At 44.3% G+C, this 22,734-nt stretch carries 26 protein-coding genes and 1 pseudogene; 16 read left to right on the forward strand and 11 right to left on the reverse strand.

The annotated features are described in order from the left end of the window. The first annotated feature begins 287 nt into the window (after nucleotides 1–287). Entirely contained in the window at nucleotides 288–662 is a 375-nt protein-coding gene (locus RH949_RS01805) for a TFIIB-type zinc ribbon-containing protein (protein WP_006099701.1), read from the forward strand. A gap of 187 nt (nucleotides 663–849) precedes the next feature. Here the strand turns inward: RH949_RS01805 and RH949_RS01810 are convergent, their stop codons facing one another. Together RH949_RS01810 and RH949_RS01815 are read right to left on the reverse strand one after the other, a co-directional pair. Next, nucleotides 850–1,164, reverse strand: a complete 315-nt coding sequence (locus RH949_RS01810; RefSeq protein WP_446351731.1) for a DUF2973 domain-containing protein — start codon at nucleotides 1,162–1,164, stop codon at nucleotides 850–852. Nucleotides 1,165–1,277: 113 nt separating this feature from the next. Next, nucleotides 1,278–1,643 carry a DUF2605 domain-containing protein gene (locus RH949_RS01815; protein ID WP_446351732.1) on the reverse strand — a complete coding sequence of 122 codons (366 nt, stop codon included), beginning with the start codon at nucleotides 1,641–1,643 and terminating at the stop codon, nucleotides 1,278–1,280. Between the two features lie 163 nt (nucleotides 1,644–1,806). Between RH949_RS01815 and thrS the strand changes: the two genes are divergently transcribed. Beyond that, nucleotides 1,807–3,636, forward strand: a complete 1,830-nt coding sequence (gene thrS / locus RH949_RS01820) for a threonine--tRNA ligase (protein ID WP_006099749.1) — start codon at nucleotides 1,807–1,809, stop codon at nucleotides 3,634–3,636. A gap of 98 nt (nucleotides 3,637–3,734) precedes the next feature. On the opposite strand, the gene RH949_RS01825 is transcribed toward thrS, so the two are convergent. Then, entirely contained in the window at nucleotides 3,735–5,129 is a 1,395-nt protein-coding gene (locus tag RH949_RS01825; protein ID WP_446351733.1) for a hypothetical protein, read from the reverse strand. A 1,019-nt stretch (nucleotides 5,130–6,148) separates the two neighbouring features. Here RH949_RS01825 and RH949_RS01830 point away from each other — a divergent pair. The 5 genes from RH949_RS01830 to RH949_RS01850 all read left to right on the forward strand — a co-directional run bounded on the left by RH949_RS01830 (nucleotide 6,149) and on the right by RH949_RS01850 (nucleotide 10,196). Next, the gene (locus RH949_RS01830) at nucleotides 6,149–7,138 is read left to right on the forward strand and encodes a hypothetical protein (protein ID WP_006099875.1); all 990 of its coding nucleotides are present in this window, start codon (nucleotides 6,149–6,151) and stop codon (nucleotides 7,136–7,138) included. A 154-nt stretch (nucleotides 7,139–7,292) separates the two neighbouring features. Continuing rightward, nucleotides 7,293–7,847 (forward strand): hypothetical protein, encoded by a 555-nt coding sequence (locus RH949_RS01835; protein WP_006099761.1) that lies wholly within the window; start codon nucleotides 7,293–7,295, stop codon nucleotides 7,845–7,847. 442 nt (nucleotides 7,848–8,289) lie between these two features. After that, nucleotides 8,290–8,652 (forward strand): response regulator, encoded by a 363-nt coding sequence (locus RH949_RS01840; RefSeq protein WP_044205846.1) that lies wholly within the window; start codon nucleotides 8,290–8,292, stop codon nucleotides 8,650–8,652. A 288-nt stretch (nucleotides 8,653–8,940) separates the two neighbouring features. Next, nucleotides 8,941–9,288, forward strand: coding sequence for an aspartate 1-decarboxylase (gene panD / locus RH949_RS01845; RefSeq protein WP_006099727.1), 348 nt, complete (start codon nucleotides 8,941–8,943; stop codon nucleotides 9,286–9,288). A gap of 47 nt (nucleotides 9,289–9,335) precedes the next feature. Further along, nucleotides 9,336–10,196, forward strand: coding sequence for a class I SAM-dependent methyltransferase (locus tag RH949_RS01850; RefSeq protein WP_006099822.1), 861 nt, complete (start codon nucleotides 9,336–9,338; stop codon nucleotides 10,194–10,196). A gap of 55 nt (nucleotides 10,197–10,251) precedes the next feature. Here RH949_RS01850 and RH949_RS01855 read toward each other — a convergent pair whose 3' ends face one another. The 3 genes from RH949_RS01855 to uvrB form a co-directional block, all read right to left on the reverse strand. Next, a complete protein-coding gene (locus tag RH949_RS01855; protein WP_044205849.1) occupies nucleotides 10,252–10,707 on the reverse strand; it encodes a pentapeptide repeat-containing protein in 456 nt (151 codons plus the stop codon). Nucleotides 10,708–10,812: 105 nt separating this feature from the next. Beyond that, nucleotides 10,813–11,163, reverse strand: a complete 351-nt coding sequence (locus tag RH949_RS01860; RefSeq protein WP_006099785.1) for a transposase — start codon at nucleotides 11,161–11,163, stop codon at nucleotides 10,813–10,815. An 11-nt stretch (nucleotides 11,164–11,174) separates the two neighbouring features. After that, nucleotides 11,175–13,172: an excinuclease ABC subunit UvrB gene (gene uvrB, locus RH949_RS01865; RefSeq protein ID WP_446351734.1), complete on the reverse strand. Its 1,998-nt coding sequence runs from the start codon at nucleotides 13,170–13,172 to the stop codon at nucleotides 11,175–11,177. 106 nt (nucleotides 13,173–13,278) lie between these two features. Here uvrB and RH949_RS01870 point away from each other — a divergent pair, with 106 nt between their 5' ends. The 6 genes and pseudogenes from RH949_RS01870 (at nucleotide 13,279) to RH949_RS01895 (ending at nucleotide 16,440) form a co-directional block, all read left to right on the forward strand. Next, nucleotides 13,279–14,235 carry a LolA family protein gene (locus tag RH949_RS01870; protein WP_446351735.1) on the forward strand — a complete coding sequence of 319 codons (957 nt, stop codon included), beginning with the start codon at nucleotides 13,279–13,281 and terminating at the stop codon, nucleotides 14,233–14,235. 173 nt (nucleotides 14,236–14,408) lie between these two features. Then, nucleotides 14,409–15,011, forward strand: coding sequence for a superoxide dismutase family protein (locus RH949_RS01875; protein WP_446351736.1), 603 nt, complete (start codon nucleotides 14,409–14,411; stop codon nucleotides 15,009–15,011). Between the two features lie 267 nt (nucleotides 15,012–15,278). Further along, nucleotides 15,279–15,488 carry a hypothetical protein gene (locus tag RH949_RS01880; protein WP_446351737.1) on the forward strand — a complete coding sequence of 70 codons (210 nt, stop codon included), beginning with the start codon at nucleotides 15,279–15,281 and terminating at the stop codon, nucleotides 15,486–15,488. 72 nt (nucleotides 15,489–15,560) lie between these two features. Further along, a complete protein-coding gene (locus RH949_RS01885) occupies nucleotides 15,561–15,779 on the forward strand; it encodes a hypothetical protein (protein WP_006099683.1) in 219 nt (72 codons plus the stop codon). Between the two features lie 74 nt (nucleotides 15,780–15,853). Further along, nucleotides 15,854–16,087, forward strand: a complete 234-nt coding sequence (locus RH949_RS01890) for a DUF433 domain-containing protein (protein WP_044205851.1) — start codon at nucleotides 15,854–15,856, stop codon at nucleotides 16,085–16,087. Then, a pseudogene (locus RH949_RS01895) lies at nucleotides 16,087–16,440 on the forward strand (DUF5615 family PIN-like protein). The gene RH949_RS01890 and the pseudogene RH949_RS01895 overlap by 1 nt, the downstream one beginning before the upstream one ends. A 127-nt stretch (nucleotides 16,441–16,567) precedes the next feature. Here RH949_RS01895 and RH949_RS01900 read toward each other — a convergent pair. Next, nucleotides 16,568–17,329, reverse strand: a complete 762-nt coding sequence (locus RH949_RS01900; protein ID WP_446351738.1) for a TIGR03943 family putative permease subunit — start codon at nucleotides 17,327–17,329, stop codon at nucleotides 16,568–16,570. A 141-nt stretch (nucleotides 17,330–17,470) separates the two neighbouring features. Next, nucleotides 17,471–18,499 carry a permease gene (locus RH949_RS01905; protein WP_006099934.1) on the reverse strand — a complete coding sequence of 343 codons (1,029 nt, stop codon included), beginning with the start codon at nucleotides 18,497–18,499 and terminating at the stop codon, nucleotides 17,471–17,473. Nucleotides 18,500–18,984: 485 nt separating this feature from the next. Between RH949_RS01905 and RH949_RS01910 the strand changes: the two genes are divergently transcribed. Together RH949_RS01910 and RH949_RS01915 are read left to right on the forward strand one after the other, a co-directional pair. Continuing rightward, nucleotides 18,985–20,124 (forward strand): glycosyltransferase WbsX family protein, encoded by a 1,140-nt coding sequence (locus tag RH949_RS01910; RefSeq protein WP_446351739.1) that lies wholly within the window; start codon nucleotides 18,985–18,987, stop codon nucleotides 20,122–20,124. 485 nt (nucleotides 20,125–20,609) lie between these two features. Further along, complete coding sequence (locus tag RH949_RS01915) at nucleotides 20,610–21,239, forward strand: hypothetical protein (protein WP_006099638.1); 630 nt, start codon at nucleotides 20,610–20,612, stop codon at nucleotides 21,237–21,239. A gap of 188 nt (nucleotides 21,240–21,427) precedes the next feature. On the opposite strand, the gene RH949_RS01920 is transcribed toward RH949_RS01915, so the two are convergent. The 3 genes from RH949_RS01920 to RH949_RS01930 form a co-directional block, all read right to left on the reverse strand. Beyond that, entirely contained in the window at nucleotides 21,428–21,715 is a 288-nt protein-coding gene (locus tag RH949_RS01920) for a hypothetical protein (protein WP_006099746.1), read from the reverse strand. 57 nt (nucleotides 21,716–21,772) lie between these two features. Continuing rightward, nucleotides 21,773–21,994 (reverse strand): hypothetical protein, encoded by a 222-nt coding sequence (locus RH949_RS01925; RefSeq protein ID WP_006099755.1) that lies wholly within the window; start codon nucleotides 21,992–21,994, stop codon nucleotides 21,773–21,775. Nucleotides 21,995–22,080: 86 nt separating this feature from the next. Then, nucleotides 22,081–22,248 carry a helix-turn-helix domain-containing protein gene (locus tag RH949_RS01930; protein WP_006099679.1) on the reverse strand — a complete coding sequence of 56 codons (168 nt, stop codon included), beginning with the start codon at nucleotides 22,246–22,248 and terminating at the stop codon, nucleotides 22,081–22,083. Between the two features lie 51 nt (nucleotides 22,249–22,299). Here RH949_RS01930 and RH949_RS01935 point away from each other — a divergent pair, with 51 nt between their 5' ends. Beyond that, complete coding sequence (locus RH949_RS01935) at nucleotides 22,300–22,638, forward strand: DNA methyltransferase (protein ID WP_052307444.1); 339 nt, start codon at nucleotides 22,300–22,302, stop codon at nucleotides 22,636–22,638. Nucleotides 22,639–22,734 lie beyond the last annotated feature (96 nt).

The raw sequence follows: 22,734 nt of genomic DNA on the forward strand, positions 1-22,734 counted from the left end.
AGATCAAATTCCCCCTGCAGATCCCCCTTCCGTCCCCCTTAAAAAGGGGGAAACCAGATGTTGCTTCGCTTTTTGTTCTATGGGGGAAGCCAGAGGATGCTTCGCTTTTTTTGCTTATGGGATTTAGGGGGATCGACAATGTACCGCATAGCAGAGCAAACTGCTGTATTACTTATGATTTATTTTCGTTAACTTTTAAAAATAAAACTCTATAGGTTGCCCATAAAATTGCTAAACTACAACTATCTTAAAATAATCCCGAATGGAATGGTTGAAAAATGACCTCAATGAAATGTCCTAAATGTCAAGGAAACCTGGAAACTGTAGTTTATGCTGATGTTGAAGTAGACCGATGCGCTGATTGCCATGGCATTTGGTTTGATTCTCAAGAGGCTCAAACTCTCAAGACAATCGAGGGTTCGGAAGCAATTGATACGGGTGATCCCAAAATCGGCAGTAAATTTAATGCCATTGAAGATATTGATTGCCCGAAATGCAAAGCAAAAATGACCAAAATGGTTGACCTGAAACAGTCACATATTTGGTATGAAAAATGCCCAATCTGTTATGGTATCTGGTTTGATGCTGGGGAATTTAAGGATTATAAACAGGAAGATATTCAGGATATCTTCAAAGGCATCTTCACTGGAGAACGGCGCTAATTAGGGCTGCTCCGCTATTCTTAATAAGCTGGGAGTCATCGGGGTTAAGTAGGTGGACACAATTAAAGTACGGCGGGTTTCCAAAGCTAACGTATCAGGACAGCTAACTGTTGCTCCCACCCGCCAATAAATAACTTGTGATGCTTTTTGCGTCTACCTACTATAAATAGCCTTTAGGTTATCTGGATTAAATGTCTTCCGACTTATCAATGCTATTGCTAGGGGAAGCATCATATAAAGCATCAAGCTGGGTGCGGGCGTCTTCAACCGTCATTGATTTCATTACCAGCAGTGGTTCACTTGTCGGATTCCCGGTATCATCCAACAGTTCTGGATGGGGGACGCGAGTGTTGCTAGAACTAGACGCGGCAAATGAAGCCTTTCCCGCAGGTGCGTAATGCCGTTGAGCATCTATACTCAAGTTCAGCAAACTGCGAATCAAATTCCTGATCGCAAGAAATGCAATAACGGTAAAGGCAATTATGTAGAGTAGGTGTAACATGGCATCCTCCAGACTAAACCGCTGATCTGTTAATCGATTATCTTAGGTGGGTCTTTGAAATTACGTTGTTATCTGTAATCCGTTTAGCTTATCAAACCTGGGCAGAAATTTGATCACTCTCTCGGCTCAATATTGACATTTCCGGAAATCTCCGACTCGGATTCTCCCGATTTCAATGAGCGCCAGCGCATCCCGACTTGCCAACACTCGTTGACTAACCGATGCCATGGCACTAATGTAGCGGGTTCAATCCCCACTTGACCATCCGTTGCTTGAAACAATGTTACCGCTGCGTTCACTTCCCGTTGGGCGATTTTGACTCGCTCGAGTAAATCCCTCTGCTGCTGTCGGCTTAAAAAGCTGATCTCCTCTGATTCGAGTAACGAATGCGATCGCGAAAACCAATATTGAAAATCATCCAAAAGTGGCTGTAGTATCGACTTGAGCAGGTCTTGCTCGTGGGGCTGAGACTGAGGCATGAATCTTAAGCGCTAATTCATCTGTAAATTTATCTTAACGCTAGTTACAATTCTTTACAATACACAATCAACTCGGCAACCTGCATTGAATGAAGAAGGTGAGTATCATGGAATGGAGAAAAGGAACCAGGGAAACCGTATAACTGCTTTCAACCTCAACTCAATGGCACAGTCACCCATGTCCAACGTAGAAGCCCCCCAAAAACCCGAAAAAATCCATTTGCCTCGGACCAGTGAATCCGAGAGCCTGAAAAAAATCCGTCATACCGCCTCCCACGTCATGGCAATGGCGGTGCAGAAGCTGTTTCCGGGGACACAGGTGACGATTGGTCCGTGGATTGAGAATGGCTTTTATTACGACTTCGCCAAACCCGAACCCTTTACCGAGCAAGACTTAAAAGCCATCAAAAAAGAGATGGTGAAAATCCTCAAGCGTAAACTCCCCCTGATTCGGGAAGAAGTCAGTCGAGAAGAAGCCGAACGCCGGATCAAAGAACTCGGTGAACCCTACAAACTAGAAATCCTCCAAGACTTAGAAGACCCAATCACGCTATACCACCTCGGAGAAGATTGGTGGGACTTGTGCGCTGGTCCCCATGTAGAAACCACAGCAGACATTCATCCCAAAGCCATTGACTTAGAAAGCGTCGCTGGCGCATACTGGCGCGGCGATGCAAGCAAGGCGCAACTCCAGCGAATTTACGGCACCGCCTGGGAGACGCCGGAACAACTAACTGAATATAAGCGGCGGAAACAAGAAGCCCTCAAGCGTGATCATCGCAAGCTGGGCAAAGACCTAGGACTGTTTATTTTATCCGACCCCGTAGGACCCGGTTTGCCCTTGTGGACACCCAAAGGGACAATCCTGCGGAGTACCTTAGAAGACTTCCTCAAACAGGAGCAAATTAAGCGCGGGTATCAGCCTGTAGTCACCCCGCATATTGGTCGCGTGGAGTTGTTTAAGACTTCGGGACATTGGCAGAAATATAAAGAAGACTTGTTCCCAATGATGGGTGAGTCAGAAGCCGAGGGCTTTGTCCTCAAAGCCATGAACTGCCCATTTCATGTCCAAATCTATAAGCATGAACTGCGTTCCTACCGAGATCTGCCCATGCGCCTCGCGGAGTTTGGCACTGTGTATCGGTATGAACAATCGGGAGAACTGGGGGGATTAACCCGAGTTCGCGGCTTTACCCAAGATGATGCCCATCTGTTTGTCACTCCCGAACAACTGGATGATGAGTTCTTGCGGGTGGTTGATTTAACTCTATCCGTGTTTAACACTCTAGGGTTGCAAGATTTTAAAGCCCGTTTAAGTTTCCGTGACCCCAGCCAAGACAAATATATTGGGTCAGATGAGGCGTGGAATAAGTCAGAAAACGCCATTCGTCGGGCAGTCGAAACCTTGGGAATGGGTCATTTTGAAGGGATTGGCGAAGCCGCGTTTTATGGTCCGAAGCTGGATTTCATGTTCCATGATGCCCTCGATCGCGAGTGGCAATTGGGGACAGTACAGGTGGACTATAACCTGCCAGAGCGATTTAACTTAGAGTATGTGGCAGAAGATGGGACACGCCAGCGCCCCGTGATGATTCACCGTGCGCCCTTTGGCTCATTGGAACGGCTAATTGGGATTTTGATTGAGGAGTACGCCGGAGACTTCCCTTTCTGGTTAGCCCCCGTGCAAGCCCGACTGTTACCTGTGAGTGATGAACAGTTAACCTTTGCCAAGGAAGTGGCACAGAAGATGCGCCTGGTGGGAGTTCGCGTTGAAGTCGATACCAGTGGCGATCGCTTACCGAAGATGATTCGCAATGGCGAGAAGGCAAAAATCCCGGTGATGGCGGTTGTCGGCGCGAAGGAGGTTGAGTCGAATAGTCTCAGTGTCCGAATTCGCGAAGCTGGGAAGCAATCCCAGGATTTAGGCGCGATTCCCGTGGCGCAGGTATTGGAACGCATGGAGAGTGCGATCGCCAACCGCCATAATTTTTAGGTGTTGTTGTCACCCTCCTTTCTAAAGGTAGAGACGTTGCATGCAACGTCTCTACAAGGTTTGGGTGTCTGGAAAAATACGGAGATCTCATCATGTTGTCATTGTTTAACCCCATTCATCGATAACGGTTTATAGAGACGACATAAGGCAACTTTTCGCTTTTCCAAAAGTTTAGCCACTCCATCTATAATAATGTTCACCAGATCAGCATCACAGCTCGCTAAAAATTCTTCCGACGTTATTTTTTGTTGAAAGAACTCTTGGCTGCATTGCCACATCTGGCAAATTCCCTCAAATCCAATGTATTGAACAACAAAGTTAGTCAAGGGAGACGTTTTGAAATCGAAGGAAATACTTTGAGCGCGTCCCCCTTCTAATAACTGCCACACTTCCCGTTCTAGAAGCGTTTTAGGGCGATGCGAATTAATCAGCGTGGGAAAATAATCGCTCAAACGACCCATGGAACTCTGTTCATCGCCAAAGTCTCCCATCATAATAGTTAAGGGGACATCTGACCCTAAACGCAGGGATAAAGCTTCTAAAATAGCATTCGCTACCAATTTACTATCTAAATAGAGCCGCGCCACTTCTAAATTCCGACGAGCTTGTTCGACATAATGGATATAAATGCGATCGTCAGGTTCTCCTCGGAACCGTCGAAAAATGAGTTCGGCGTTCAGGAATTTCATAAAAACTGCCATTTTTTGGATGGCAAAGCGATAATCCTTAACGGTATACGACTCTGACTTTTTCAATGTATGATTGGTTTCGGGTAATAACTTCCAGGTGTTGGATAAGAAAACAGCAGAACTCGGATGAGCAAATCCACCAACATCCCGGTTTGCCAACCGTACTGAACGCTTCACTGTTTCGAGGAGTTCGACACTGGTTAAGTTAAGATTAAATCGCTGATTGATAAATTTTAACGACTGATATAATTCTTCGCTAGGACTTAACCCAAAATCGGATTGCGTGCGGAAGGGAATGGTTGCTTCGATACAAGCCACAACCTGCACAATCAGCGCTGGTGTCAGCAAAGGTTCTAATAGTTTAGCTGCAACAATCGCACTTAAAAACTCATTTTGTCCGGTAAAGGGAAATAGTTCCTCTCCTGGCGCAACCTTAAACAGGGTGGCGACTAGCTCAAAAATGGCATCACGTTCACCTGGATTATCGGTGCGGACAAAAAACTTACCTCTTTCCTCTTCAATAAAAGGAGCGAGATACGGTGTCAGGTTAAACGGAATACTCCCATCAACTTGCACATAGATAATATCGTGAAATAAAGCCGCCAGAACTTCAATGGCATCCGTCGAGCCACCGACCTCTAAAATATGTTCGATGGAATGAAAATAGCGCCAGGGACCCATCATCGTTTGTACGATGATTTTGGCAAGATTCGCAAGCTGTGATTGGGCAACTTTAACGTCGAGCTGATGGGTTGCCCAGATGAGCTTGTCCAAACATTTCTGATAATTCTTATCAAAGTTCATAATGTAAACTTAACTCATTGGGATTTTAAAGGTGCTATTATAACTCTATACAGCTTAAACAGCTATTTACCAGGAAAAGACAGGGAAAGTGGAAGCGTTTTGAGTGTTGATCCTTCGCTTCCCTAGTCGGCAGAGTTTTGAATTAAGTCTCCTATCTCTCTGATTTCCCCATTCAAAGAATTGACGACCTGGAAATCCAACGCGGGAAGAGTGGTTTTCAAGGGCATCTGAGAATTTTCGGATTTTCGTTGCCATGGTAGGAGACTATAGGCTTTAGTTTCAATTGTGAAGGAGTTTTTGCCAATTTTACCTCAGCCAGATGTTTGATTGGATATGCGCCAATTGGCTGAATCTCTAAAAAGAGAATTTTAAATTGGTTGTACTGAAGTTTAGAATCGATGAAATTTTCTGGTTTTCTTGGCGGTATAAGATTAGTCATTTTCTTTTACTTCGGCTTAGAGAAGTGGTGTGTAAAAAAGGAGAAAGGCAGATAATAAAGGCAGAAAAATTATCCAATTTGTCGTATAATTTGATACAAGTTGCCATTGAATTTTTCTTGGCTACCAAGGTTTGTGATTGAGGGAAAATCCTTGATCACAGCACAAAACGTTCAAGTCGGTTAGGTAGAGCGATCGCTCTACCCAATAAGTACCTGGACATCAATTCTGTCTGCGGTACTAAGTAATGATAAGCTGTCATGCATTTAAATTGGGTATAAGTAGCGAGCAAGATGCAAAGCCTGCGGCATGGCTTCGCTAAACGCACTACACGGATGAGAGCCATTATTGACATTAAGGTTTAAATGCCGAACAGCTTAACAAGCCTCAAATCCTTACTGTTCCCTGTTCCTTCCCCATCTCAACCGTCAACTGTAATGAAAGTCCGACCACTTACCGAAAAGCCAAGCGATCCCAATTCCCAACTTGCCTATTTTTGAGCGATGATCATAGTATATCAACCTGAATAACACTGATTTAAGCGTTTATAGCGAAGACAGCGCAACTACGAACCTAGCTTATATGAGCGATCGCCCTCCCGTGAATGCATCTCCCTTAACCTCTATCCTTTGGCAAGCCCAGCAGGAACTGTTACCCCCTCTTCAGTTCTATCGCCTCTGTCAACAAGTGCGTCAGCAATCGGGTCAGACACGATTATACTTCTATACTCCTGATTCAGCGTTCATTGATTTAAACAACGGAATTGGAGTGCGGGAAATTAGACGATTTCTCGACCATTTAGCCCGATATGTACGGGGAACTGTTCAGGAAAGCGATCGCACAACCTTCTACCTCAAACGAGTCAGACTCCGGCTAAAACACAAAACCCAGACCAAGCTTCTGATTAAAAAAGCCGGGGATGATTGCCCATCTCCCCTATCTGTATCAGCGATGAAAATAGACGTAGAAATGGCAGGAGCGGGCATGATTGGTCGGGTGGCTCGTCTGAGGATAAATGAAAAAGATTTTGCCTTTAAAGCATTTTTTGATCCCGACTTTGTGTGGCAGCATGGACCTTGGGCAGAAATTCCCATCGGGATTCGCTTAAAATATTGTCAGGTGACTAAAGATGTGCCAGAATTTTTGTTTTCTGGTCTAGATTGGGCAGTATGGGAATGGATTTATCCCCACACTCACCCCCAATCCCGAAAAGAGGGGATTACATACCAGCAGTTTGCTCAAACAGAAGGACTGACGAAACTGAATCCCTTAAATCGCAACAACTACAATCCCCATAATATACGACTTGATCCAGGCGGAATTCAGAAAGCCTATCGGGGAAGACGATTTCAGGATTTTTTCCGCAGCCTTCTGTTTTATGCGCGGAAAGTTCGCCGAGAAGGATGGAAGTCCCTGACGCCATACCTAAAACCGGAAAAACTCCGCTATTTAGGGGTGCGATTGGTTTCACTGATCATAACTGGGGGGAGTCCGAGGTCGGTATCGTCGGGAATGAATTGGCAGACTGTATTGACAAAGAAAAGCAATGTCAAACACCGTGAATTATCATAAGCTAAATCGCCATTTCTTAATATAAATTAGCGATTGACCTGCTCGAAAAGTTAGAGTAAGATTATTTTTTTTATCATAGGGACAGATAATACTTTATTCCTAGCCACAATGCTATACCCGACGAACAATCCGGCATCTAGCAAGGACATTCTCTATGCAGCCAGAACAGCTACAGCAAATAAAAGGCTACTACCTTGAGGCTGCCGAAGCACACCTGCAACTCATTGAGCAGTATTTGCTGCATCTGCGAAGGACCCTCAAAGACCCAGACCAAGTGAATGAACTCTGCCACGCGACTCGTTGTGGTATTGTGGGGGGGGCTAACCTGCTGCCAATTAGTCCGCTTCATATCCAAGGGATTCATCAAGCTGGTTTATGCTTGGTGGATTGTGTTAATTTGATTCGACAGCAGGGTTCACTCAAGGTTGACCAAAGGTTGCAAGCATTTTTAATGCAAGTGTTTTACGCCTTGAAAAAATTAATTGATGGGATGAAGGAACCCTCTAGCTTAACCGACGAGCAGGTAACGCACATTATTGCCACAACTGAGTCAATGAGGGAGCAACTCAAGGATCACCTCAAAGGGCTAATTCAGCGATCGCGTCACCAGTCGTCTGCTAACCTGGACACAGAGTCAGCCCAGGAAACTGAGGCGCTCTCTATTGATGACTTGCAATCTTTAATCGATGAACTCTTGCAGGATAGTTAAATCCGCGAGTCTAAATAAACTTAACGATATTAAGTTGTGTAAACGCCCCTCAACCCCTGATCAATGATGAAGGACAAAGGACAAATGACGATCCGATCACGTTTTGTAATAGATTCGTAAATGCCCTTCCACTCAAGGATTATCCAATGCTATGATTGTCGGTTGAAGCCTAAACCATTACCTCTTCATTTGGGAATGCATCTTCATTTTTAAGCGAGCCAAACGCAGCAGACGAGGCGCTATGGAAACAGTAGGCGTGTTGATCTCAGGTTGCATTTTACACTTGTCCGGTTACAACTCTAGTCGGTAACGATTCAGAGGCGCAAGCCAAACGGCTGAGTGGAAAACTGATGCTGCGATCGCGAGATCACGTAATCCTACCTTTTAATCACGAGGCTAAGGTTTCACTTGTCCCTACTTTTCTGAATAGGAATCAGCCAACATGAGTACAGTTTTACTAGTGGAAGACAACGCCAGTCAGATGGATCTGATCGAGAACTACCTGCGCGAAGGGGGTCACACCGTTATCCGAGTGTCTAAGCCCAAAGAGGCGGTGACTCACGCAACCAACAAAAAACCCGATGTGATTATTACAGATGTTGTCATGCCAGGAATGAGTGGTTTTGAGTTGTGTCGAAAACTTAAAGGTCATCCGGCAACAGCTAACATTCCTATTATAATTTGTTCCTCTAAAAATCAAGAAATTGACCGTCTTTGGGGCATGAAACAGGGAGCTAAAGCTTACTTGACGAAGCCTTTTTCCCAAGAGCAACTCAATCGTGCGGTTAAATTGGCAATGGCATAATTTTAGTTTGGCTTAAGACTCCGATGGGTGCATCCCATTTTTAGGGAATAGGAAACACCTCGACCCTTCGACAGGCTCAGGGCATCGCTTACCTCGACTTACTTCGGCTTCGCTCAGTAACACGCTCGGTAACATGCTCGGTGTGTCACAGGGAACAGGGAACAGGGAACAGGCAACGGGCAACAGGAATTGAAAAAATTTTAACTCACCTATTTACTAGCGGTAGGTAAACGGGTAAGTCAATAAATATAAAGATATTGTAAAATTTAATTAGAGTTATTTTTTCAAATGCTGATTACCATGTTTAAAAGCAAGTTGCATCGGGTAAAAGTAACCGATGCCTGCCTGCACTATGATGGCTCAATTACCATTGATGAGGAACTCCTAAAAGCGGCAAATATTTTACCTTACGAAAAAGTACAGGTCGTCAATGTTAATAATGGCTCTCGTCTGGAAACCTACACCATTCCTGGGGAATGGGGAAGTCGTGTCATCTGCTTGAATGGTCCGGCGGCTCGTCTGAACGCGGTTGGAGACAACGTGATTGTAATTGCTTACGCTCAGATGACACCAGAAGAAGCGCTTCTACATCATCCCCAAGTCGTCAAAGTGGATGAATCCAACAATCCATTGTAGTCTTTTTAACCACACCTGGGTATTATGGGTATGATGACAGATTGGGTATGATGACAGATAAAGATTCGGCATCAGTCAAAGTATGGTGTAGTGGCATCAAAGACGCCTATACCTTAGAACAACGAAAACACTGGTACAGTGATGTCGCTAATGTCTATGATCAAGCTCGACCACGCTATCCTAAAACCCTAATCCATCGCGCTGTTGAGTTAGCTCAACTTCCCGCTCAAGCGAGCATTCTAGAAATAGGATGTGGTCCAGGAATTGCCACTGTAGAATTTGCTGAATTAGGCTTCTCCATGGTTTGTCTTGAGCCAAGCCCAGCCGCGTGTCAACTTGCCAAAAGCAATTGTTCAGCCTATCCCAATGTGGAGATTATCAATACAACCTTTGAAGAATGGCAGCTAGAACCTAGGCGATTCAACGCTATTCTTGCTGCGACTTCAATGCATTGGGTTTCACCCGAAATCAGGGTGCAAAAATCAGCTAAGGCTTTGCAAGACAAGGGGTCTATAATGATGTTGTGGAATACACCACCGCACCCCAATGATGAAATTTGTCATCAATTCGATGAAGTTTATCAAACTCAAGCGCCATCTATTCCTAAATTTGCCAGATATGGCTCTATAGAAACCCATGAAGCCAATCTAAAAGAAATTGAACACGATTTTATCAACTCAGGTTTATTCCAGAATTTTTTGTCAGAACAGTTAGTTTGTCATACGACTCATAGTATTGATGAGTATTTGACACTTTTGAGTACAATATCACCCTACATAAAATTAGAGTCGCAGCAACGAGCGTCCTTATTTTCAGGTTTGAGAGACGTTTTAGAGAGGATCTCCACAGTAAGGCTAAAAACATCCTATCTTTCCGCTTTGCAAATTGCCCAGGTTAATCATGGGTAAAACTGTAAACGTTTCAATTTTTGGGAACAAGCGCTAACGATTCAGTTAATTTCGGTTAACTACACCCTTGCATAGAGCGACTTCCATTGGGCATAGTCGCTCCACAAAAATTTGTGAGATAAACATTCGCAGTCTTAATCTTGGCTTTGCGTAAATTGGCGTTAACTAAGTTTGTGCTAATTAACGAAGCATTACTTAAATTAGCCCCTTTCAAATTGGCACTATTGAAGTTTGTTCCATTCAAATTCGCACCATCTAGAGACGCACCACTCAAATCCGCTTCTGCTAAATTGGCATTACTCAGGTTGGCACCATCTAATATGGCTTCCTTGAGGTTAGCGCCGCTTAAGTCTGCACCATTGAGATCAATCTTACTCAAGTCACAGCCAGCACAATCTCTCGCTTTGGCTATCCTTGCCTGCATTTCGGCGCTAGTCTCTTCGACAGTCACGCCCATACAGGCAGACGTACTCACAAGTAATAGTGGAATAATTAGGTTTAGGGGTTTCATATCACGTCAGGTTTTTAAGGTTCTACCACTTAAAATTTGGTCTGGGCGGGTTGAGTTGCATCTGTGGTTTATTAAATTTTACGTTATAATTGGGACATTATACATTTAAAAAATAATATCGAAACATTTTGAATTGACGTAGGGATTCGGGGGATTGGGGAAATTAGGGGGTTTGGAGACCAAACCCGTACAGATGATGCCATGAAAATGATTAGGCATGATAACGGCAGCATCAATTTCTAGGTTTTCAAAATGATGGGGGAGATGGTTCCAAACCTGATCAGTGATTTCGCCATATTCATTGAGTTGCAGCCTTTTATTAGTGATCGTGCCAAGTAAACATTCACGGTTTTGAACACAGATTGTCACAAAATAAGCTCCCCCCTGATTATAATCATAAGATTTTAGGCGAATTGAACGTCGATGATGAATTTGAGGATTATAGTGTTGAACCATTACACTTGCCCTTACCGACCCACCAATTTATCCCGCAGATGCTTAATTTTATCGCGATATTGGGCAGCTTGCTCAAATTCCAGATTCTTCGCTGCCTCTTTCATCTGAGTTTCTAATTGACTAATGACTTCTGGAATCTGTTCTAAGGGTAAATCCTCCGCTTGTTCATAAACCGTTGCCAACTGTTGATGATTCAACCGTCGCGATACGTCTAAGAATGCCAAAATTGCATTACTCGATTTCTTGACAATCGGTTGCGGAGTAATTCCATGCATCCGGTTATATGCCAATTGAATTCCCCGACGCCGTTCTGTCTCATCAATGGCTTTTGCCATGCTATCTGTGAGATTATCCGCATAGAGAATTGCTTGTCCCTGGATATGACGCGCCGCCCGACCAATGGTTTGAATCAAGGATCGTGCTGCCCGGAGGAATCCTTCTTTATCGGCATCTAAAATAGCCACCAGAGACACTTCTGGCAAATCTAATCCCTCACGCAACAAATTTACGCCAATAAGTACATCAAAAGCGCCCTCCCGCAATGATTGCAAAATTTCAATTCGTTCAATTGAATTAATTTCCGAATGTAAGTAGCGCACGCGAACGCCGCGATCCTGTAGATATTCGGTTAAATCTTCTGCCATGCGCTTGGTTAAGGTGGTGACCAGTACCCGTTCTTTTTTGGATGCCCGTTCCTGAATTTCCGCCAATAAGTCATCCACTTGACCTTCGGTGGGACGGACAAAGATTTCTGGGTCAACTACCCCGGTGGGACGAATCACTTGTTCCACAACTTGTTCTTGGGACTGTTCAATTTCCCAATCTCCAGGAGTGGCGGAAACAAAGATACATTGATTAACTTTTGTCCAAAATTCTTCTGCTTTTAGAGGACGATTATCTGCTGCACTGAGTAAGCGAAACCCATGGTCAATTAATACCCGTTTTCGGGCTTGGTCGCCGTTGTACATCCCTCGAATTTGGGGGACAGTGACGTGAGATTCATCTACGACGAGTAACCAATCTTTAGGGAAATAATCAATTAAACATTCTGGGGGTTCCCCCGCCCTACGTCCAGCGAGGTGACGGGAATAGTTTTCTACGCCATTACAATAGCCGACTTCACGCAAGAGTTCTAAATCATAGCGGGTGCGTTGGTCTAATCGTTGGGCTTCGAGTAATTTGCCAGCCTGTTGTAATGTGGTGATTTGTTCGTGGAGTTCGGCTTCAATGGCTTCACAGGCTTCTTCTAATCGTTCATCTGGGGTAACAAAGTGACGGGCGGGGTAGATATTGAGGGCGTTGAGACTTTGGAGAATTCCGCCCGTTACTGGGTCAACATAGCGGATAGCATCAATCTCATCGCCAAAGAATTCGACGCGAATAATTCGGTCTTCATAAGCGGGTCCAATTTCTAGGACATCTCCTTTGACGCGGAATCGTCCTCGCCCCATTTCGATGTCATTGCGGGAATATTGGACAGAGGCTAAATCTCGCAGGAGTTGACGCTGGTCTAATTCTGTACCCACTCGCAGGGGAATCGCGGCTTTGAGGTATTCTGAGGGGATACCCAAGCCATAGATACAGCTAATCGAGGCTACCACAATCACATCGCGCCGTTCAAAGAGCGATCGCGTGGCGGAGTGGCGCAGCATATCGATTTCATCGTTAATGGCGGCGCTTTTTTCAATATAGGTATCACTGACGGGAATATAGGCTTCCGGTTGGTAGTAGTCGTAGTAGGAGACAAAATACTCCACCGCATTCTGGGGAAAGAAGTCCCGCAATTCGTTACAGAGTTGGGCGGCTAAGGTTTTATTGTGCGCCAGTACCAGAGTGGGTTTGCCCGTCTGTTCGATGACTTTGGCGACGGTGTAGGTTTTACCTGTTCCTGTGGCGCCGAGGAGGGTTTGGAAACGGTTACCCGCTTGCAGAGACGTTGTTAGGCGGGAAATGGCTTGGGGTTGGTCGCCCTTGGCTTCAAAGGGGGCTTGCAGATCAAAGGGTATCATTGGTTAGGGAACAGGGAATAGGGAACAGGGAACAGGGAATAGGGAATTCATAATTCATAATGCCTGCTTTGGTTTAAGGTAAAAAGAATAATGAGTAATTATTACAATGAACCGACTGCAAAAAGCCATTACAATTTTCGGCATAACTGCCACCGTGAATGTCTGGGGTATCCTTCCCTCTATCAACCCAAACGGGACATTATTTAGTATAGCGACTGCTAACGGGGAAGAGGAGGTGTTGGTTCGGTCTACAGCTAGGGATGTTCAAGTCCCACTCTCAGAATTCCCCCATCAACTTACCCAGTCGAATCCGGCGCCGGGAATGAACCGTCCGGTGACGGATGAAATTGATGTTAGTCTTTTAGCTAAAACCGTTGCTAATTTTATTCAAGCTGAACGCTATCAAACGGAATCTGAGATGCAATTCAGTTTTGATGCACAGGGTTTTACAGGTCAATTTTCGGTGTTGGTTAAAACCATTGCCCAATCTCCTCAGCAGTTTCGCACTGAAATTTCTACACCTGAGTCGGGGGAATTTGCCCAACCGATGTATATTGTGGTTTCTGATGGGAGTCAGGTGTGGATTTATCAGCCAGAATTAAAGCAGTACGCTGTGAGCGATTATGCAGAATTTGAACAGTCGAATGATGACTTTTTCATTGGATTGTCTTCAGGTTTATTCCTGGTGCTTGCCCCATTTCGGCAATTTTTTGCTAACGGGGGAGTCTCGTCAGAGGGAATTATTGAACAGCTTGAATCCGTTTTTCAGGCGGAAGGGGATCTGCCATTGCAAGGGAATCGCCTAACTGGAGCAGGGCAAGATTATTATGCTTATAGTTATAAGGATCGCGAAGCTGGATTTACGTTTACATTTTTGGTGGAACCGAATACAGCAGAAGTGGTGCAGATACAAATAAGTGGAAAAACAGATGGAATAGATTTCAAGATGACTGAACAAATTATTGATCGTGTGCCATCGCCTGTGGTTGCTGCTGATACCTTTACCTTTGTGCCACCAGCTGGGGTTACTCAAGTAGAATCTATGGAAATTGACATTTTTTAGATAATGTCTGAGGATTAGTAAGAGTTGGCATTTGACTTTTTTGTACAGGACTTACGCAGCCATACCAAGTATATTGGTTAAGGTGCGTTACGCGACCCTAACACACCCTACATATAGACTTTTTGCGTAAGCCCTATTGATTCATCTTGAAGTAGATTACAACTTAACTGGCTATGAACTGGATTAATAGACCCCTAAGAATTATCGCGATCGCGTTTTTTTCCAGCCTACTACTGTTTGTGTATGGCTGTCAGCAAGCGAACAATGTGACGGAGGAACCTGTGACCGAACCCCAAGAAGAAGTGACGGAACAACAAGCTAGCACCGCTACAGCCGTAATCAACAGTACAACCGATCCCTCAGAAGTCTTGGGAGAGGCTGAGTTTACCACAACGGCGGACGCTATGTTGATTGAAGTGACGATGACAAATGCGCCATCGGGAGAACGTGCTTTCCACATCCATGAAACCGGGAATTGTGCGGATCAAGGAAAGGCGGCTGGCGGTCATTTTAATCCCGATGATGTGCAGCATGGATTAATTACCGAAGATGGGTTTGAAAATGCTCATGCGGGAGATTTAGGTAATATGACGATTGCTGAAGATGGTACTGCTTCAAAAAGCCTAACGGTTGAGCGACTTACGTTTACTGAAGGGAAGTATGCGATCGGTAATCGGTCGGTGATTCTTCATGAAAAGCCTGATGATTTTGGTCAGCCGACGGGTAATGCTGGCGGACGAGTTGGCTGTGGAATTATTCAGGTAACTGATTCGTAGGAGTTGAATAAAATACCCTGTTTAGTGATCGCAGTTTGGAGACGTTCCACCGGAACGTCTCTACAATTCCATGGTGTCCTGACCGTCTTGGCGATTGCTATAATATTAGCCGTGTTCTTCCCTGAAGTCGGTACTATTTGACACTAGATAGGAATCTCGCTAATGAACGCTACAGATATTGAACAAGCTGTGTTAAGCCAGTTACGTATATTACCCATTGAAAAACAGCAATAAGTCCTTGATTTTGTCGAATTTATTGGACATAAATTGGGGAATAAAACATCCTATTATAGTTCATCGGTACAACTCCAACAAGAACACCCATCTTTGAGTGAAATCGCACAACTCCCCATTGCCGAACGCCATAAAATTATAGCTTCTTTGATTCCTGCTACAGCCGATGATTTTTTAACTGATCCAGATTTAACGGAGTTTTCCGTTCTAGATGGGGAAGATTGGGAGAGTGAGTATGACTAATGTAAAAAAAGGGAGATAACCGGAGACAGCAAATTTAACAAGGCGTGATAGGTTGAGAAATATGGCTAAAAAATGGCAGAAGGAGTATCGCCGAATCGCAAAGGCAGAGGGCTGTGCTTACAATTACCTGGGAAATTACAAAAGAGCAATCGATTACTATCCCTCTTCTGTCAGACTCCGAAAAATGGGGGTCAAACCCTGATTCTTTCGTTAGGTGTCGTTGGCTGTAATGACGGAAATTCGTCAGAATTTCGGAAAGTGACAGAAGAGGGATATATCCATAAACTATGATAAACTCTTAGTAGTTCAATCCTCAGAGAAGAAACCTTGAGAGCAATTATTGCTGAGACTAAACCTCTATACAAATGGAAACCACCCTTTTAGCGCGAATCACGCTTGATCCAAATATTTGCCACGGTAAACCTTGCATACGAGGACTACGTTACCCGGTTGAATTCATCTTGGAATTGCTCAGTGCTGGTATGAGTATCGATGAGATTTTAGCCGACTACGATGATTTGGAACAGGATGATATTCTAGCCGCTTTGCAATTTGCCACGCGATTGACTCAGGTGAAAAGCATTTACCACATAGCTTGATGAAATTTTTAGTCGATGCCCAGTTACCAGTACGTCTGGCACGTTTTCTACAATCTGCTGGTTATGATACAATTCACACCAAAGATTTACCTCAGCAAAATGCTACAACTGATACCGAGATAAATGCTATATCAATCCAACAGAATCGGATTGTTGTTACCAAAGATAGAGATTTTTGTGATTCGTTTATGCTGCGCCAATAACCTTACAAACTATTGCTAATCACCACAGGTAATATTAAAAATAATGAACTTGAAGCGTTATTTTTGAATCATATACCACAACTATTTACATTGTTTGATCAACATAGTTTTATAGAAATTAGTCGCGATGTTATAATTGTTCATCAATAACCATTATGGTATAGCAGTAGACACATCTATTAGAACAAACCAACTGTTATTCCAGAAGTTCCGGCGGAACGTCTCTACGACGCGAATGTGTCCTAACCGCTATGGCAGTTCCTATATATTCAGAGAATTAATAATAATAAGGATTATCGGGTTCAGGTACTGTTTCGATCTCACTCGCGTCAATCACCAATTGCCGTTTATCTTGTAATGTTTCTGTCATCATTGTTCCTTTAACCTGTATCCAGGTATCCGGTTTATAAGCGTTACGACTTCCCTTAAGTTTCACGGGTAAACTGACTGGATAAGCATCTGCTGCACAGCAGGTAATCACAAAGCGAGTCACTAATAAATAGTTCGAGGATAGGTTTTGGGGATAAACCACAAACCCTTTAACATTAACCGCTTGACCCGCATATTCATCAGGTTCAGGATAAACACTCAGGGTGCGAATCCATTCAATCAGCGATCGCGCTTCGGGTTTGCTGAGGCTGCGGAAGGATTGAGGCTGGGTGCGGGTGGCGGTTAAGGATTCCATGACACCGCGTTGAATCGCTATCTGGCTGGTGAAGACTTTGGGTTCGACTAATAATCCTAGAATCGCTGTGGCTAGCAGTAATCCTGTACTCCAACCCGGTGGAAACCAGCTAATATGTTGCATCATCGGCATGGTTTTGGGATTTCGGGGTGGGAGTTGACTAATGACTTGAATGGCTTTTAACACCGCCAATACTAGCAACAATATTCCCGTTCCCAGAACTAAGGCAAAGTAATTCGGGTGAATGAGTAACTGTAATTCGCCACTGACCCAGTATTGAATCAACAAAATCCCCCAGATGCCTAGGGTGATAATATCAAGGATGGGGAGTAAAAGACGTTGTTTTTTTATCATTGGTCATTCGTTATTGGTCATTGGTCATTCGTCAAATAATTCCTTCATTCAAAATTTAGTCGGGGCGGGTTTAGTTAAGTTAGTGGTTTGAGCCGAAGTGTTATCGGTGAAACCCGCCCCTACACATTCAAAACTTTCTAACTAGCTTAAATGTAAGTTAACCATTAAGGTGAGCAAAAAGGTTAATTGGGCGGCGAGGGCAAATAAGTAAAAAATTGTCCTAGCTTTAAAGACGGAGAACATTAAACCGATCGCCTTGATGTCGATCATCGGACCGAAGACCAAAAAAGCTAATAATGAACCACTGGTAAAAGTAGAAGCAAAGGCGAGGGCGAAGAAAGAGTCAACGGTTGAACATATAGAAACGACGGCGGCTAATAGCATCATCGCCAGAATTGAGGTGACAGGACCCGAACCTAAACTGAGGATGATTTCACGGGGAACGGCGACTTGAATCGTCGCCGCGATCGCACTCCCAATAATTAACACGGCGCCTAACTCCCGTAACTCTTGCACGGTATTATCTAAGAACAAACGCCAGCGATCGGACCAAGGCTTCCGGGCGGGGGTAGCGGCGAGTGAAGCTTGCAGAACGGCTGCATCCATGCGGAGGGGAGTTCCCGGTTGACCGAGTAAAAATGTACCGGATTGCAGGAGGGCGGGTTCTGGTTCCTGTTGTGGTGACGGTTTGACTGTTTGTTCTCTGGGAATCACCATGGAACGGGTCACGGTCTGTTGCAACAAGGGACGCAAATCTTTTTGAACGCTGAAGACCCAGCCGATAATAATCGCAATACCTAGGGAAAATAAGACCCGTAAGACTACAATTTCCGGTTGATCCCGAAAAGCGACCCAGGTTGACCAAATCACAATTGGGTTAATCGTGGGGGCGGCTAGCAAAAAGCCGATGGACACCGATACGGGTGCGCCTTGTAGCAGTAACCGCCGGGACACGGGTACATTCCCGCATTCACACACCGGGAAGAAAAATCCCGCACAACTCCCGATAACCGCGCCGAGGAAGGGGTTCTTGGGTAAAGACGCAATCAGTCGTTCCTCATCGACGAACAACAGCAGCAAGCCGGAAAATAAGACGCCAATGAGTAAAAATGGCATGGCTTCGACCAGCAAACTCAAGAAAAGGGTAAAGGCGTTGTTTAACTGACTCATGCGTTTCGCGATCGAGGGTGTTTTTACACGTAAGCGCTATTGTATCAGATAGTTTCCAGGGAGGGAGGGAAACGGGGATCAAGGGATAATAAGTACCATTCACGGTGCAATAAATCAAATCAGGATTTACACAAATTTATGATTTAACTATCATCTTTAGGGGACTGTTCATAAATCATTAGTGTCAACTTAAGCTCAAACATCTGTAATACCTTGAGACGGAACCCTCCTCTTATCCTTACTTTTCACCGGATCTGGAAAACCTCTCTCCTGCAAGGAGAGAGGCTTTGAATTCTTCCCCTTCCCTGCAAAAAAAAGCGAAGCATCCTTTGCCATCTCCCATGGAACAAAAAGCGAAGCATCCGTTGGCTTCCCCCTTTTGAAGGGGGACGGGAGGGGGATCAAAAAAGGGGAGAACGAGAGGGGTGGGAAGGGGGCTGAGGGGTTAACATTAAGCCAATGATATCCATGAGGACATTTCCGGAATGACAACCAACCCCTTAGAATCAGTAAAATCTCGTCTAATTGCGTTTTATCTGCCACAGTTTCATCCGATTCCTGAAAATGATCAAGCCTGGGGAAAAGGGTTTACAGAATGGACAAATGTTGCCAAAGCTAAGCCGTTATTCCCCGGACACGACCAACCTAAAATTCCGGCTGATTTAGGATTTTATGACTTGCGTTTACCCGAAGCCCGACAAGCGCAAGCGGATCTGGCAAGAGAGTATGGAATTGAAGGGTTTTGTTATTGGCATTACTGGTTTGGGGGTAAGCGGGTTTTAGAACGACCGTTTAATCAGGTCTTAAAATCAGGTGAGCCAAATTTCCCGTTTTGTTTAGCTTGGGCAAATCAAACTTGGACGGGAATTTGGCACGGTTGTCCGGATCGGGTTTTAATTGAGCAAACCTATCCTGGTTTGGCAGATTATACGACTCATTTTTATACCCTCTTGGAGGCGTTTACTGACCCTCGTTATATCACAGTTGAGGGTAAACCTCTATTTTTGGTTTATAATCCGGAGGAGTTGCCAGATCCGAAACAATTTACGGACTGTTGGAGAGACTTAGCGATTAAATCTGGGTTAAAGGGACTCTATTTAATTGGAGTTGCCCGACATGAATACTGGTTTCCTGAACCTAATGGGTTTGATGCATCTATTGTTATCAATCCGGATTATGTTTTTACGCAGGCTTCAGCCCGAATTTTCCCAGGGAAGCGGAGTTTAACTAAAGTTAAGCAAAAGTTGAGTGCCTTTTCATCCCGGAGGTTCTACCAAAAATATAAACAGTTTTCGGATTATCCACTACTTTACTCTTATGAAAAAGCGATTAAGTGTGCGTTTAAGGGAAGTCATCCGTATTTTGTGACTTATCCCTGTATTTTTCCGAATTGGGATAATACGCCGAGAACAGGTATCTATGGATTAGTGTTTCTCAAATCAACGCCGGATTTATTTAGAGTTCATCTGCAAGAGGCGATTGAAACGGTATCGGAAAGGGAATCTGAAAAGCGGCTAATTTTTATCCGTTCGTGGAATGAATGGGCGGAAGGGAATTATTTGGAACCTGATCTGAAATTTGGCAAGGCGTTTTTAGAGGTTATTCGCGATGAAATTTATAGTTGAAACTCAAATCAGAATCGGCGACTGAAGTCACAGCTACACAAACAAAGTCCGCCTGCGCGGACTGGATAATAAAGAGGTTTGTAAACCGGGATTTGGTATGATTGTTGTGTTCCCTATTCAGCAATCCAATGGAAAATTGTAGAGCGTTAGCGAGTTGGGTGCATGTCAATGCAAGTAGGTTAGTCCCTTGGAACGTAGGCTCTCGGCTCTCGCCTTCTCGTACTCGCCTAGGAGAACCTGAAGAGTAGAGTAACCCAACGAGAGAAACCTGCGAAAGTCTGGGCGGGTTTAGTCACATCTAGGTGCAACCGAAAAGATAGTAGTAAAACCCGCCCCTACAAAAGCGCCAGATTCCCTCGAAGGTTGTGAAGGGTCACACGCCATGTTCGACTAGCGATGTGAAGGCTCAATGTCGTGAACACTAAAGAAAAATATTCTCTTTTATTAGGATGAATAGCATTTAGGAATAGAGGTGAAAAATAACCATGTCATACAGTGATTTTACCTTAGAAAATCTAGAGAACGACTTTAATCTGATTATTCAAGAGCGAGTTGAACTCTTTGACTCAGTACAACCTGTCCCGCCTAGCCCACTATTGAGTGAAACATTAGAGGAAAATATCCCTCTGGCATTAGAGATTAATACGGAAAAAGCACGTTCTGAGATGATTATTACTCCCATCCTCATCGAAGTTCGCCGAAAATACAACCGCCAGATCAGCCTATTTTCGGGAACTGACTTTAATATTGATAAAGACAGAGGACTGAATGGTAGATGTGATTTTATTCTCAGTCATTCGCCCAAACAGTTAGAAGTGACAGCACCAGTCGTCACACTGGTGGAAGCTAAGAACGATAATATTAAATCAGGAATTCCCCAATGTATTGCCGAGATGCTCGCGGCTCAGATTTTTAACGAACACAAAAATAATGAAATTGGTTGTATTTATGGAGTTATTACAACCGGAAGTATTTGGAAATTTATCAAATTAGTCAAAACGACAGTTTCTATTGAGCGCGGAGAACATTATCTGAATAACTTGGACGCGATTTTGGGGATTTTCTCACAGATTATTCAGACAACTCGTCCTCTATCTCTACCCTTAGAACTCTAAGCAAGAGGAGGCGATTGAAATCGCAGCTACACAAACAAAGTCCGCCTGCGCGGACTAGGTTATAACGGGGGTAGCTAACCCAGATTTGGTATAAGACGTTTCGCCGGAACATCTCTACTCTGGATCTCTGGCAGCAGATAATGGTACAATTCGCCCTGATAAATCAATTTATCTCAACCCAATTGGTATTACTCAATAGGCATTGGGGCTGAGGGGTCAACTAATTGTTGCAAGACGGTGCGATCGCGTGAGTTTATTGCCCTGACCCATGACTGAATTGAATGCCCAGTATATATTGAGTTTAGAACATGAGCTTTAAAGGTTTCTAAACTAGGTAAATTAATTCTATCCATCTTGGCAAAATTGGTATCAATACGGTAGGGAAAACTGCCTGTCAGTTGACGGATACGCCTTTGATAATCTGGATCAGGACGATATTGCTGTGCCTTATATCCCCAGTCATGAATCAACTGCATCGCTTGATTAAATTGCTCCTCCGTCCCCTGAAATTTATAGCCATGGCAGTTTGTTTGTTACTGATAATCCTCTTGCCAGTTTCCTGTCTCATTCAAGTGTCGGGTGATAGCATATTCTAGGAGATTGCCAATGATCGGTGATAGTTTACTGACGATTTTGGATAGCTCTATAGCTCCCTGAATATCCCTAGGTCTTGAGACGGTAAGAACATCTATAGTATGCCCTCTCAAGCTGAGTAAAGCAGCCGTAGCAATTTCTAGAGCTTCCTGATAGCACATTACCGCTCTATTTCCTGTAACGTGATTTCAAGATGTTGAATAAAGTCATTCAGTGAAATTCCAATGGCTTGACAAAATGCACGGAGTTACACAATATCTATACGTCTTTCACCCCGTTCACATTTACTTACAAATGACTGAGTTTGCTGGAGGGATTGGGCAATTTGTTCTTGTGTCAACCCTGCGGCTTTTCTGGCTGAGCGGAGGTGACTCAGAAATAGGGCATATTCTCTTGTACAAATGGACTTTTCCATCTGAGTTTACCTCCCCAATTAATGATATAGTCGGTGGAACAATGGTCAAAAATGCGAGCTAAATGGCATCATAGTCATGGAATTACGAATGTTTGGTCGGAACCAGCAGTTCGGGGTAAGGAACGCCTGAAAAATCGGCAGGCAAAATGTCTTCATGGAAATCAGAAGCCTTTACGTTTAATTGAACTGATTATTCTGGCGACTAGCGATGTTGGCGATGTGGTGTGGGAACCGTTTGGCGGGATGTGTTCAGCCGCCGTAGTGTCGTTACGCAAGGGGCGGCGGTGTTATAGTGCAGAAGTTAATTCGGATTACTATCAACTGGCGAAAGCACGGTTGGAACAAGAGTACGAGCGGATTAATTCGTTTCTGTTCCCGGAATTTCTGTGATGGTAATGTAATGGTACTGGTGTGGCACACCAAGTTTGATAGATTAACCTTACGCTGGGAAACCGTAGGGGCGCACGGCGTGCGCCCGATTTAATG

Origin of the sequence: Coleofasciculus sp. A1-SPW-01, assembly GCF_040217205.1 — a bacterium.
Classification (GTDB): Bacteria; Cyanobacteriota; Cyanobacteriia; order Cyanobacteriales; family Coleofasciculaceae; genus Coleofasciculus; species Coleofasciculus chthonoplastes_A.

Bases quoted from the DNA above. Each gene is read 5' to 3' on its own strand.
- RH949_RS01805 (WP_006099701.1), top strand. From the start codon at position 288: ATGAAATGTCCTAAATGTCAAGGAAACCTGGAAACTGTAGTTTATGCT.
- RH949_RS01810 (WP_446351731.1), bottom strand. From the start codon at position 1,164: ATGTTACACCTACTCTACATAATTGCCTTTACCGTTATTGCATTTCTT.
- RH949_RS01815 (WP_446351732.1), bottom strand. From the start codon at position 1,643: ATGCCTCAGTCTCAGCCCCACGAGCAAGACCTGCTCAAGTCGATACTA.
- thrS (WP_006099749.1), top strand. From the start codon at position 1,807: ATGGCACAGTCACCCATGTCCAACGTAGAAGCCCCCCAAAAACCCGAA.
- RH949_RS01825 (WP_446351733.1), bottom strand. From the start codon at position 5,129: ATGAACTTTGATAAGAATTATCAGAAATGTTTGGACAAGCTCATCTGG.
- RH949_RS01830 (WP_006099875.1), top strand. From the start codon at position 6,149: ATGAGCGATCGCCCTCCCGTGAATGCATCTCCCTTAACCTCTATCCTT.
- RH949_RS01835 (WP_006099761.1), top strand. From the start codon at position 7,293: ATGCAGCCAGAACAGCTACAGCAAATAAAAGGCTACTACCTTGAGGCT.
- RH949_RS01840 (WP_044205846.1), top strand. From the start codon at position 8,290: ATGAGTACAGTTTTACTAGTGGAAGACAACGCCAGTCAGATGGATCTG.
- panD (WP_006099727.1), top strand. From the start codon at position 8,941: ATGCTGATTACCATGTTTAAAAGCAAGTTGCATCGGGTAAAAGTAACC.
- RH949_RS01850 (WP_006099822.1), top strand. From the start codon at position 9,336: ATGATGACAGATAAAGATTCGGCATCAGTCAAAGTATGGTGTAGTGGC.
- RH949_RS01855 (WP_044205849.1), bottom strand. From the start codon at position 10,707: ATGAAACCCCTAAACCTAATTATTCCACTATTACTTGTGAGTACGTCT.
- RH949_RS01860 (WP_006099785.1), bottom strand. From the start codon at position 11,163: ATGGTTCAACACTATAATCCTCAAATTCATCATCGACGTTCAATTCGC.
- uvrB (WP_446351734.1), bottom strand. From the start codon at position 13,172: ATGATACCCTTTGATCTGCAAGCCCCCTTTGAAGCCAAGGGCGACCAA.
- RH949_RS01870 (WP_446351735.1), top strand. From the start codon at position 13,279: ATGAACCGACTGCAAAAAGCCATTACAATTTTCGGCATAACTGCCACC.
- RH949_RS01875 (WP_446351736.1), top strand. From the start codon at position 14,409: ATGAACTGGATTAATAGACCCCTAAGAATTATCGCGATCGCGTTTTTT.
- RH949_RS01885 (WP_006099683.1), top strand. From the start codon at position 15,561: ATGGCAGAAGGAGTATCGCCGAATCGCAAAGGCAGAGGGCTGTGCTTA.
- RH949_RS01890 (WP_044205851.1), top strand. From the start codon at position 15,854: ATGGAAACCACCCTTTTAGCGCGAATCACGCTTGATCCAAATATTTGC.
- RH949_RS01900 (WP_446351738.1), bottom strand. From the start codon at position 17,329: ATGATAAAAAAACAACGTCTTTTACTCCCCATCCTTGATATTATCACC.
- RH949_RS01905 (WP_006099934.1), bottom strand. From the start codon at position 18,499: ATGAGTCAGTTAAACAACGCCTTTACCCTTTTCTTGAGTTTGCTGGTC.
- RH949_RS01910 (WP_446351739.1), top strand. From the start codon at position 18,985: ATGACAACCAACCCCTTAGAATCAGTAAAATCTCGTCTAATTGCGTTT.
- RH949_RS01915 (WP_006099638.1), top strand. From the start codon at position 20,610: ATGTCATACAGTGATTTTACCTTAGAAAATCTAGAGAACGACTTTAAT.
- RH949_RS01920 (WP_006099746.1), bottom strand. From the start codon at position 21,715: ATGCAGTTGATTCATGACTGGGGATATAAGGCACAGCAATATCGTCCT.
- RH949_RS01925 (WP_006099755.1), bottom strand. From the start codon at position 21,994: ATGTGCTATCAGGAAGCTCTAGAAATTGCTACGGCTGCTTTACTCAGC.
- RH949_RS01930 (WP_006099679.1), bottom strand. From the start codon at position 22,248: ATGGAAAAGTCCATTTGTACAAGAGAATATGCCCTATTTCTGAGTCAC.
- RH949_RS01935 (WP_052307444.1), top strand. From the start codon at position 22,300: ATGCGAGCTAAATGGCATCATAGTCATGGAATTACGAATGTTTGGTCG.